The sequence below is a fragment of the Candidatus Halocynthiibacter alkanivorans genome, from assembly GCF_003333265.1.
GTDB classification, from domain to species: domain Bacteria; phylum Pseudomonadota; class Alphaproteobacteria; order Rhodobacterales; family Rhodobacteraceae; genus Halocyntiibacter_A; species Halocyntiibacter_A alkanivorans.
The window spans coordinates 1-10,671 of record NZ_QOLB01000033.1 but is presented as its reverse complement, the minus strand read 5'-3'; the positions used below and the strand labels follow the sequence as shown (position 1 = coordinate 10,671).

The window sequence follows — 10,671 nt, the reverse complement described above, 5'->3', positions numbered from 1 at the left end:
GCGCTGTGATCGCCCCGGCGCCCGCCCCGGCCGCCCCGGCGCCCGCTCCTGTTGCTCCAGCCCCCTCAGCGCCGGCGCCGCGCGCCCCGGTTCCCGCCAGCGATGCGGCACGCGAAGAACGGGTGAAAATGACCCGCCTGCGTCAGACCATCGCCCGGCGCCTGAAAGAAAGCCAGAACACTGCCGCCATGCTCACCACCTATAATGAGGTGGACATGACCGAGGTGATGGCGCTGCGCAGCCAGTACAAAGACCTGTTCCTGAAGAAACATGGGGTCAAACTTGGCTTCATGTCCTTCTTCACCAAAGCCTGCATCCACGCACTGCACGAAGTGCCCGAGGTCAACGCCGAAATCGACGGCACGGATGTGGTCTATAAAAACTTCGTCCATATGGGCATCGCCGCCGGCACCCCCACCGGCCTGGTTGTACCAGTGATCCGCGATGCGGATGCGCTGTCCTTTGCCGGGATTGAAAAAGCCATCGCCGAAAAAGGCGCCCGCGCCCGGGACGGCAAACTGTCGATGGCCGAAATGCAGGGCGGCACCTTCACCATCTCCAACGGCGGTGTCTACGGCTCTCTGATGTCGAGCCCGATCCTCAACCCGCCCCAGTCCGGCATTCTTGGCATGCATAAAATCCAGGACCGCCCGATGGCAATTAACGGCCAGGTGGTGATCCGTCCGATGATGTATCTGGCGCTGAGCTATGATCACCGCATTGTGGATGGCAAAGGCGCTGTGACCTTCCTCGTACGGGTCAAAGAGGCGCTGGAAGATCCGCGCCGCCTGCTGATGGATCTGTAACTTTTTCAACGCCTCCGCCGCAGCCGCAGCGGGGGCGCTTCATTCCCCAACGGCGTATATTATGGCCTGCCTGGAAACCGAAACTCTGTCCTGCCTTGGCGGCTGGTCGCCACGGAGATGTGACCTGGCCGATCGGACTGGCCCCACGCGCGGTGCCGCCCCGGGCGGCGCAACCTGTGCGAATTTGTTTTGTGCCAGGCCGCTGGCAGGTGCTGACCACAGCAACCAGGTCAGAACGGGCCGGAGAAATTACCTGCGCCAGCCGCGACAGCATGGTGCTGGCCCGACCATGAGACCCGCTGATATGCCCTCCGTTGCAGCCGCCGCTGCCTTTGTCGCTTCCACCGCCGGTTTTGACGGATCTCTTGCTGCGCCCGTCGCGCAATACATGCCCCTCTGTACGCTGAACACCGCTTTGCCCTGAGGCTTTTTCTTTCACAACATATCCCGGGGGAGGCCGCGGCCCATTGCCCGCGCCCCCGCTGACAAAAGGAACACACACATGGCTCAATATGACGTCATCATCATCGGGGCCGGCCCAGGTGGCTATGTCTCCGCCATCCGCTGCGCTCAGCTGGGGCTGAAAACGGCCGTGGTAGAAGGCCGCGACACCCTGGGTGGCACTTGCCTGAATGTGGGCTGCATCCCCTCCAAAGCGCTGCTGCACGCCTCCCATATGCTGCATGAAGCCGAGCATAATTTCGCCGCCATGGGGCTGAAGGGCAAAAGCCCTTCCGTCGACTGGGAGCAGATGAAATCCTACAAGGATGAAACCATCGGCCAGAACACCACCGGCATTGAGTTCCTGTTCAAAAAGAACAAAATCGACTGGCTGCGCGGCTGGGGCACTATCCCAGAGGCCGGCAAGGTCAAGGTCGGTGATGAGGTCCATGAGGCCAAAAACATCGTCATCGCCTCGGGCTCGGTGCCCTCCAGCCTGCCTGGCGTTGAGGTCGACGAAAAAATTGTCGTCACCTCCACCGGCGCGCTGGAGCTGGCCAAAATTCCGAAAAAACTGACCGTGATCGGTGCCGGTGTGATCGGTCTGGAACTGGGGTCTGTCTACGCCCGTCTTGGCTCTGACGTCACCGTGGTGGAATACCTCGATGCGGTCTGCCCCGGCATGGACAAAGACGTGCAGCGCAGCTTTAAACGCATCCTCGAGAAACAGGGCATGAAATTCATCATGGGCGCTGCGGTCTCCGGTGTTGAAACCACAAAAACCAAAGCCAAGGTGAAATACACCCTGAAGAAAACCGGCTCTGAGGAAGTGCTGGACGCCGATGTGGTGCTGGTTGCCACCGGGCGCAAACCGTTCACTGACGGGCTTGGCCTTGACGCGCTTGGGGTGAAACTGTCTGAGCGCGGCCAGATCGCCACCGACGCCCACTGGGCCACCAGTGTGAAAGGCATTTATGCCATCGGCGACGCCATTGACGGCCCGATGCTGGCCCACAAAGCCGAAGACGAAGGCATGGCGGTGGCTGAGGTGCTGGCCGGCAAAAAGGGTCACGTGAACTACGGCGTCATCCCCGGCGTGGTCTATACCACGCCCGAAGTCGCCACCGTGGGTCAAACGGAAGCTGATCTCAAAGCCGCCGGCCGCAAGGTGAAAACCGGCAAGTTTATGTTCATGGGCAACGCGCGTGCCAAAACGGTGCACCAGGGCGAAGGGTTCGTAAAACTGATCGTGGACAAAGAAACCGACCGGATTCTGGGCTGTTCCATCATTGGCCCCGGTGCTGGCGACATGATTCACGAGATCTGTGTGGCGATGGAGTTTGGCGCCTCGGCGCAGGATATCGCGCTGACCTGCCATGCCCATCCGACCTATTCAGAAGCGGTGCGTGAAGCGGCTCTCGCCTGTGGTGACGGCGCCATCCACGCCTGATTTCCCAATTGGAAAAGACGCGGGGGCTGCCTGCCCCCGCACCCCCGGGGATATTTCGACCAAAAAGAACAACAGGGCTGCGCGGACCTTTGTGGATCAGATCTGCAACATGCGCAGGCCCTGGGTCACATCACTGCGCACCGCCAGCCGCAGCCCCGGCTCGTCACCCGCCTGCAACGCGGCGACAATCAGCCTGTGATTGCGCGGCACTTCAGCCCGGTTCAGCCGGGAATACAGCTTGCGCATGGTGGGGCCCAGCTGCAGCCAGACCGTCTCTGCCAGCGCCAGCATGGCCGGTGCCTGGGCACGCAGATAGAGCTGACGGTGGAATTCCAGATTGGCGCGGATATAGCCGACATCATCATGTTTGGCGACGATCTCAGCGATGCTGACATTGATCACCTGCAGCCGCTCAATCAGCGCCATGTGGGCGCGTGGCAACGCCCGGCTGGCCAGCTCCGGCTCCATCAGCGCCCGGATCGAGGCCAGTTCTTCGATGCGGTCATTGCTCAGCTCCGGCGTCGACACCCGGCCCGAGGAGGACACCGTCAGCGCGCCCTCGGCCGCCAGCCGGCGCACCGCCTCGCGCGCCGGTGTCATTGAGACACCATAGGTTTTGCCGATGCCACGCAGGGTCAGCGCGGCGCCGGGCAGGAACTCGCCATGCATGATTTTGGTGCGCAGGCTGCGATAGACCCGTTCATGGGCTGAGAGGGTGGTGAATTCTGCGGGACGGGACTGGTTCAACATAGCGCCATATGTGATCACATCGCCGCCGCTGTCAATCAAAGCGGTAGCGGTGCAGCGTCTGCCCCTGGTCACGCAGCCACTGCCGCGCCGGTTGATACTGCGGATACAATTGCTCCACCACCGCCCAGAACCGGGGTGAATGGTTCATCTGCGCCAGATGGGCCACCTCATGCGCCGCGACATAATCCGACACGTCTGCCGGCGCCATCACCAGCCGCCAGGACAGCATCAGATTGCCCTCTGAGGTGCAGGAGCCCCAGCGCGAACGGGTGTCGCGCAGGCTGAGCCGGCCATAACTGCGCCCCAGCTCTTCGCTGTAATACTCCACCGCTTCCGTCAGTACTTCGCGGGCCTGAAGTTTCAGCCAGGCTTGCAGACGGATCGCCACCAGTTCCGGGTCTCCAGGCACGTGGAGCTCTCCGTTCACATAGCGCACCACCCGGCCCCGCCCCGGCACGATCGGGCAGTCTTCGCCGCGAAACACCATGCGGCCGCCAAACCCCGGCACCACTGCCCCGGGACTGTCCGCCAGATGTTTGCGGATCCAGCCGTCCTGATCGCGCAGAAAAGCACGCGCCTCCGTTTCCGGCGTCCACCGGGGCAGGCTCAGCGTCACTTTTCCATCCAGCCGCGACACCCGCAGCGACAGCCGCCGGCAGCGCCCTGAGCGGCGCAACGCCACCTCATAGGGCGGATTGCCCGCCAGAATCATCTCTGCCATCTGTTGCACTGCCTTTGCCCGATTGCGGCCAGATTACGGTGTTCAGGCACCCAATTGCCACCCCCCGCGCCCCGGAAGGCCAAATTGACCAAAAGCCTTTGACACAAGGGCTACATTGTGGCACCCCGCGTTGAATTCCACGACTCTGGATAATGAAAGGGGTATCTTATGCCCAATGAAGAATGGGGCGTTAAACGTCTCTGCCCGACCACCGGCAAACGCTTTTACGATCTTGGCCGCACCCCCATCGTCAGCCCCTATACCGGCGAAGTGGTGGCTTTTGATGCCAACAACAAATCCCATGTTGTGATCGAGACCAAAAAACCCAAAGAAGAAGATCAGACCGACGAGAATGAAGATCTGCTGGACGATGATGATACGTCCGATGTGGAGCTGGATGACGATCTGCTCGACGACGACGAAGAAGAAGACACCGTGCCGCTGGATGAGCTGGCCGATGTTGCTGCGAACGACGACAACGAATAATTTCTCCGGTGGTGGATTTTTCGCTTGAACTCCCCCACCGGCGACCATAAAAAGCGCGGGCAAGGCGGCAGTCGCCGCCCCCGCAAAATGATGGGGCCTTAGCTCAGCTGGGAGAGCGCCTGCATGGCATGCAGGAGGTCAGGGGTTCGATCCCCCTAGGCTCCACCATCACTTTCTACTAAGCATTTGATAGTAGGCAAGTTAATACAACGTCAGACTACTCTTTCCCCCATTGCCCCCCACCTTGTTTCACTACCAGTCAACAATCGTATAGTTTTGGTTTCTCATTGAACCGAAATCGGACCGCATGAATCTGCAAGACTTCCTTTACTGCTGCATTTTCTCTGCAGGTGCGAAGTATCTGCGGCGTTATCCCCACTGTCGATAAATCATTCTCCGAGTATGGCTGCGGCTTGAGAAGAACTCTGGTTGTAGGCAGTTGCTGTATATTTTTCTGTATCCCGTTGCCAACGGCTGCCGGTCAACAGCGATCAAAGTGCCGATGCCAAGTTGATGTCTTCAGAGAAGTAGTCTTTGAAAACTCTGAGAGAGTCACCGTCCTTAAAACGAGATCCCATATTCCAGGCGGAAGGTAATCCCCCCGAACATTATCTACGAGGTCGACTATCTGCGCATTCGTGCGCTTGTGAAAAGTTTGGAGAAAGAAATCTGGGCTGCGGATCGGGCAAAATTCGGCTACCCGGTACCCACGAACCAATTGCTCCCAAAATTCGACACGAAATACCAATTATTTTATTCAGCCGAAATTGTGTTTCGAGCTGCAGTAAAACCTCAGACGGCATAAACGGCAGTAAGCAATCAAGGTTTTGAGCAGCAGCATGGTTCGATACGGGCGCCCGCCAGTGCCGCCTGGGCGGTTCAGGCTTGAGGGGCTCTCTGGTCGTTTGATTGCGCTGGGCGGGGCTGTATGGCGGTCCTGGCGCTGTGACCCGAGGCCAGTAAATCGACGCAAGTCTTACTTGGTTGTACCGATCGCGGAGGGAAGTACTCACCTACGGTGAATTACAAAAACCCTGCATGCTTCCCAAAATAGAGAATAGTCTCATTCCATTTGGTTTACCCCGAAATAGGCTAATTCAGTGCTATCTGGATGGCCAACAATCAACGCACGGTCGAGCAGCATGTTCGACATCTCGCAGCTAGTTTCGGGTAACAGCGAACAAGCATGGCAAGCCGCCAAGTTCAGCGAATTCAACCCTTGTCCGGTGCTTTCGATGCATAGGGGATCAGAGGAGCAATAACGCCCGTTCTCCAAAGCCGCTTTGATTGTCGATGGCAGGTATTGAGGTCTGCCCTGTCTGACGAGACCACCAAGCGTACCTTCTGAGTCTCCGCTTGCCGTGTAAAGCAACACGCCTGCCATGCCGTCGGGCCCGTTTGATGCGTAGATGCGTTCGCTGATGCTTGAGCTATCGTAGCCGGAATCGTAAGCTAGCTGTCGGATTAGTAGATGCGCAAAGCTATGCAACAGAACTTTGATTGCACCGCCCTCTAAGTCGACTCTCTGCATCCCAGCTTCGACTAGGTTGTGGGCAGAACGAAGTAGGCCAAATCGCCCCTGAACGGCGGCACGCACAGCCCATTCTTCAATCCGATCCTTTCGAAAACGCAAGAAAATGCCTTCACCTCGGACTGAGACGCCAGGCAACCAGTTTGGCTCCGCGAGAGACAAAGATGCAAGGCCATCGCTATTTGCTTCCGGTGGGAGCAACCGGGTAAAACCTTGTAGGACGCGAGTTTCTCGTAGCCTAGTTACAAGTGAAACGGCGTCAAAGTGATTTTCGAACCATTGACCGTAGTCACCAAGATCCACTGGCCGCAGGTCAAAGTCCTCCCGATCCACGCGAGCTGGCCTGTGCCCGGTGAACGCATCGTATTCGGCCCGACGGAATGTGGTTTCTGTTACTGCGCCTGCGACAGACGCTCCATCTTGCAGCGCAAGTGCGCCTTTTAGTAATTCGCTCGGCTCAACCCCATTTTCCTTGGCTAAATATTCCAAGGTCGTCTTGGGTGGATCGGGCAAGAGCGCTTCCAGGATGTTGTAGACTCCCTTCTCGGAAAGAACCTTCATGATCCGCTGTGAATGTGGCGGGATGAGGATCGATTTTGCCACTTTTGCAAAATACGCATTGGATGCGCCACGCTGGATAGTTTGCATAGCGCTGTGTTGACAACCTTCCTTGCCGTCTGGTCCGAGCCAAGGCCTTTCGCCGGGACACCCTTCAACTAGTACATCCGCAAGCGTAGCACGATTGAACGCGCCTACCATTGACCTCCGTTCTCCGCATGTCCTGCAGACGATACGGATACCAGCCGTGCCGGGTTGCGTAGTGGAAGTAAAGTACAGCTCGGTCGATCCATCTCCGCATTTGTGCCCGCCATGGACCCAGCGTTCCCAAGGGAAGTCAAAGACATGTCCGCTTTCACATGCAACGATGAAACGAACTGGGACTAGACGTGGTCGAAACTTTTCATAAAGCTCGGCACAAGTCTTGCCTTTGCCAGCTGCAAGCCGCTCTCCATTGCTGCATCGCATGTTGTTGTCAGTTGGAAGGGTATTCCAATCGAGCTCTTTCATTCGTCTGCACCGAGGACAGTAGTGCAAGCGGGGGAACCGAACGAAGGGCATTGGCGCACGATCTTCTTGAGCCGCAGAGCCATGCTTTTTGAGCTCTGGAGCAAGCGCAGGTGTATAGAAATGTGTGATTTTGCGTCCAACTTCAGCGCTCAGGCGTTGGGCAAGCCTGCTGTCGACCACCTTCGTGGATTTCTCAAGTTGAAGCGCTACGCCGGGTTGGGCTGCGGGCCAAACGTCCAATCCGGCCATCATGAGTGTGTCATCCAAAAAATCGACTATAGCGCCAACCCCGAAAGGAACGATGCCCTGAGATGTCCTAAATTCGTTATTCGCCATCGTACTGGTCCAGATCGTTGTAAATTGAAAGTACGCGGGCGGAACTACTACCGTCCACATTTCTCATTGAGGTCATAACTGGCCAAGCGGCCTGCAAAAGCGGGTCATCGATTTGAGCCCCGAAGGGCACCATTAGTGATGCCTCTTCGACCTTTCCTGCCATTTTCCCCCATGCCGTAGGCGCATATTGGTGCCAATCGCTAAGCCACCCCTGCAGTTCTTGCTCAGCATCATCGCGTTCGTCGAAGTCAATATCTTTGATACGATCGAGAATCTGGTGCAGTTCAAGATCTAGTTGTGCGGCTTTGGTGGTATTATGAATATCTTTTGGACTATCAAAACCACACAAATGCCGGGCGACAGCAACCAAAAGGCCCCTCATTCCGCGACTCCGGGCTTGCGGTGAGAACGGCGTCACACTCGTTGGCTCAACATAACGGTAGAGACTCTGATGATAACCAACGAACCGCTCGTAGTGGGATCGATCACGGTTTTTCGTCTGAGTATATGCAACGACCACCAAACCAGGATATTTACGCCCAACTCGGGAAGTGGCCTGAATGTACTCCGACGTCCCCTTAGGTTGGCCGTTGACGAGCATAAGCCCGAGCCGATCGATATCTACACCGACGGCGATCATATTTGTCGCAAGCAGGATATCTACTGGTGCTGGATTTCTCTGACCGCGTCGCCAATCTATAGCCAGCTGATCGAGAATTTTGGGAATTTCTTCAGCTTGGCGTCGGCTGGTCAGTTCGGCGGGCTCATCGAGCATTCGGCGATCCTTAGCTTCGATGTTCTCAAGGCCACAAAGCTGCTTAAGGTATTCTGGAATGTCGCCAACGCACAGTGTCGCTGCGTGCCCAAGTTCGCGCAGGGTGTTGAAGTACCAAACCAACGTGCCATAGGGGTTGAGAAGAGTAGCCATGTCTTCGTTGCTGGGGTCAAACCTGTTCGGGAATTGCAGCAGTGGCCCAGTTACTCGAACCAAAGCAGTTTGATGCGAAGTTAGAGCGCTTCCTAGAAAGCCGACATACAGTCGACCTGGTGCGTGGTCATTTTGCTGTGCGAAGTAGCTGTCGTTGGCGCGATTTCCTTGCGGAGGATACTCAAAGGCAGGCCGATTGTAGAGGGCAAGACATTGGTCCGCAGCCCTGCGAATGGTGGCCGTCGATGCGACGATCTTAGGTGCAATCCCACCGCGGGAACATAGTTTGTCGATCAGCGTCTCATAAAGACCGACCATTGTACCAAGTGGTCCAGAAATAAGATGTAACTCATCTTGGATGATTAGAGATGGCGCAACGCCGTCATCGCCTCCGAAGAGGTTGCGTGTGCGGTCCTCCCAAGCCAGTTGGGCGAACTTATCGACCGTGCCGATGACAAGTGTGGGTGGTGTATCGTAGATATCGTCGTCAATCACAAAAATAGGCAAATTCTTGTCGTGAAACTCACAGCTTGGCTCAAGGCACTGGAAGCAAACAGTCTTTTCGCCAACCTTGTTAACCACTTGCCTGTAGCCCTGAAAGTTGTTTTCAGTGAGATCAGTTCGGCACCATGGACAATGCAGGATCTGGAACGGGTTTGATTGATATGGCTTTGTCTTCAGACTTTTAAGCTTTGTGCAAGCATCCTTCCGGCGATTAGGAGTGAGGCTTGTGCCAACCCACATCCCGATGCTAATTGGCTCATCCCCCAAGTCCTGCCCCATCGCACCTTCGCGTCTGAGCTGCTCCAGGGCAAAGGTCAGAGCAGAGGCTCGGTCGAACTGTTGACGCGTCAGCAAGCGAAGCGTGTAGCGCATCAAGACGGTGGTGCCACCACCCTCGTTTCGCAGGCGACGCATTAGAATGCTAAAGGCCGCGAGCCCCAAATAGGCCTCGGTCTTGCCTCCGCCAGTCGGAAACCAAATCAATTCAACAAGTTTTCGGTCTGTATGCTCCGGGTTGGTCATCGATGCCAGATTCATCAAGATGAAGCCGAGCTGGAATGCCCGCCACTTGTTCTCTATGCCCGAATCTACCTGTTTAACTGCAGCGTCGCCGAGCTTTCTTGGTTTCAAGCGAGAGCGTTGTTGTTGTGTGAACATTGCACGGTTCATCAAGCGGAACGCGACCATTGCTTCTTGGTTCTTTTTCAGCAGTTCAATCCCGTCGCGCATGCGATCAAGGCAGGTTTGACAGTTTTTGATATTACGGTCCGAAGCACGACGCGACCGGTCAGGGATTGCGTCATTCGCCCGGTCCTCAATCCAAGCTGCATAGTCGTCCACCAAAGTCGAAAGGACATTCCGGATCGCAGTCTCGGGATCGGCCGCATCGCCGCCGCTGTACAGGAAACCCATGGACAAATTGAAATCAGAGTCATCCCGGTAATACTTTGATCTCGGATCGACTGGTTGAACCTCATATTGCGGAATTGACGCTGTACATATCATGTCGCAGCGCCCTTCACGTGCAAACCGTTCTTCTCGGCTCCAATCAGCTGCAACCCCATGTCCCAGCGCGAAGGCTCGGCGATGCCGATAGAGTAACTCGAGCTGTTCAAGTTCGTCGTCGCTTATACCGCCATCTTCGCGATCAATAGGCTCGAAAACCAGAGTTCCATCTGCTGAACGCACTTCGAGCTCTAATTGAAAAAAGCAAGCGTCATACCTTGCAGACCTTTCGCTGCTGGAGGCCGCATTCACCAGCATTGCTGAGACAATTAGACCGTCGGCTTTCTTTCGAATTATGAGCTCAAATGAGAGTTTCCCGCGAGTTGTGGAAATTGGAATGGGTTTCAGGATGCCAACCTGAGTTGTCTCAACTTTGACGAGTTCGTCGATTGGCTCGCGCACAAACCGCGTACGACGATCTCCATTTGGGCCCGGTTCTGAACGGTAGGTTGCTGCGCGGATCCTGCAGTTCAGCACGGTTCCTGCCGGAACTCTGAATGTCAGGCCCATTGCTGGACTTGCCGCGCAAAAGTTCCGGTCTCTCATCTCATGTTAGGCGGCCTTTCGTTCGAAGGCCAAGGGGCTTTTTCCACCAAGCGATGAATGCCGCCGTCGAGGGTTATAGAACCCATTGATGTACCGGAA

The 10,671-nt window shown here is 56.5% G+C and carries 7 protein-coding genes and 1 tRNA gene; 4 read left to right on the top strand and 4 right to left on the bottom strand.

Annotation, left to right across the window (positions count from 1 at the left end; genetic code table 11):
• Together odhB and lpdA are read left to right on the top strand one after the other, a co-directional pair.
• The coding region (odhB, locus tag DWA01_RS02350; protein WP_114284044.1) for a 2-oxoglutarate dehydrogenase complex dihydrolipoyllysine-residue succinyltransferase at positions 1 to 806 on the top strand (806 nt) is incomplete at its 5' end.
• A gap of 502 nt (positions 807 to 1,308) precedes the next feature.
• The gene (gene lpdA / locus DWA01_RS02340; RefSeq protein WP_114284041.1) at positions 1,309 to 2,697 is read left to right on the top strand and encodes a dihydrolipoyl dehydrogenase; all 1,389 of its coding nucleotides are present in this window, start codon (positions 1,309 to 1,311) and stop codon (positions 2,695 to 2,697) included.
• A gap of 96 nt (positions 2,698 to 2,793) precedes the next feature.
• Here the strand turns inward: lpdA and DWA01_RS02335 are convergent, their stop codons facing one another.
• On the bottom strand, positions 2,794 to 3,447 hold the full coding sequence (locus DWA01_RS02335) for a GntR family transcriptional regulator (RefSeq protein WP_114284043.1): 654 nt from the start codon (positions 3,445 to 3,447) through the stop codon (positions 2,794 to 2,796).
• Between the two features lie 31 nt (positions 3,448 to 3,478).
• Complete coding sequence (locus DWA01_RS02330) at positions 3,479 to 4,168, bottom strand: M48 family metallopeptidase (protein ID WP_114284040.1); 690 nt, start codon at positions 4,166 to 4,168, stop codon at positions 3,479 to 3,481.
• 168 nt (positions 4,169 to 4,336) lie between these two features.
• Between DWA01_RS02330 and DWA01_RS02325 the strand changes: the two genes are divergently transcribed.
• On the top strand, positions 4,337 to 4,654 hold the full coding sequence (locus tag DWA01_RS02325; protein WP_114284039.1) for a TIGR02300 family protein: 318 nt from the start codon (positions 4,337 to 4,339) through the stop codon (positions 4,652 to 4,654).
• Between the two features lie 92 nt (positions 4,655 to 4,746).
• Positions 4,747 to 4,822, top strand: a tRNA-Ala gene (locus tag DWA01_RS02320).
• A gap of 895 nt (positions 4,823 to 5,717) precedes the next feature.
• Here the strand turns inward: DWA01_RS02320 and drmB are convergent.
• Positions 5,718 to 7,589: a DrmB family protein gene (gene drmB, locus DWA01_RS02315; protein ID WP_235008399.1), complete on the bottom strand. Its 1,872-nt coding sequence runs from the start codon at positions 7,587 to 7,589 to the stop codon at positions 5,718 to 5,720.
• Positions 7,579 to 10,536: a helicase-related protein gene (locus DWA01_RS02310; protein ID WP_160115943.1), complete on the bottom strand. Its 2,958-nt coding sequence runs from the start codon at positions 10,534 to 10,536 to the stop codon at positions 7,579 to 7,581. The genes drmB and DWA01_RS02310 overlap by 11 nt, the downstream gene beginning before the upstream one ends.
• Positions 10,537 to 10,671: the final 135 nt, after the last annotated feature.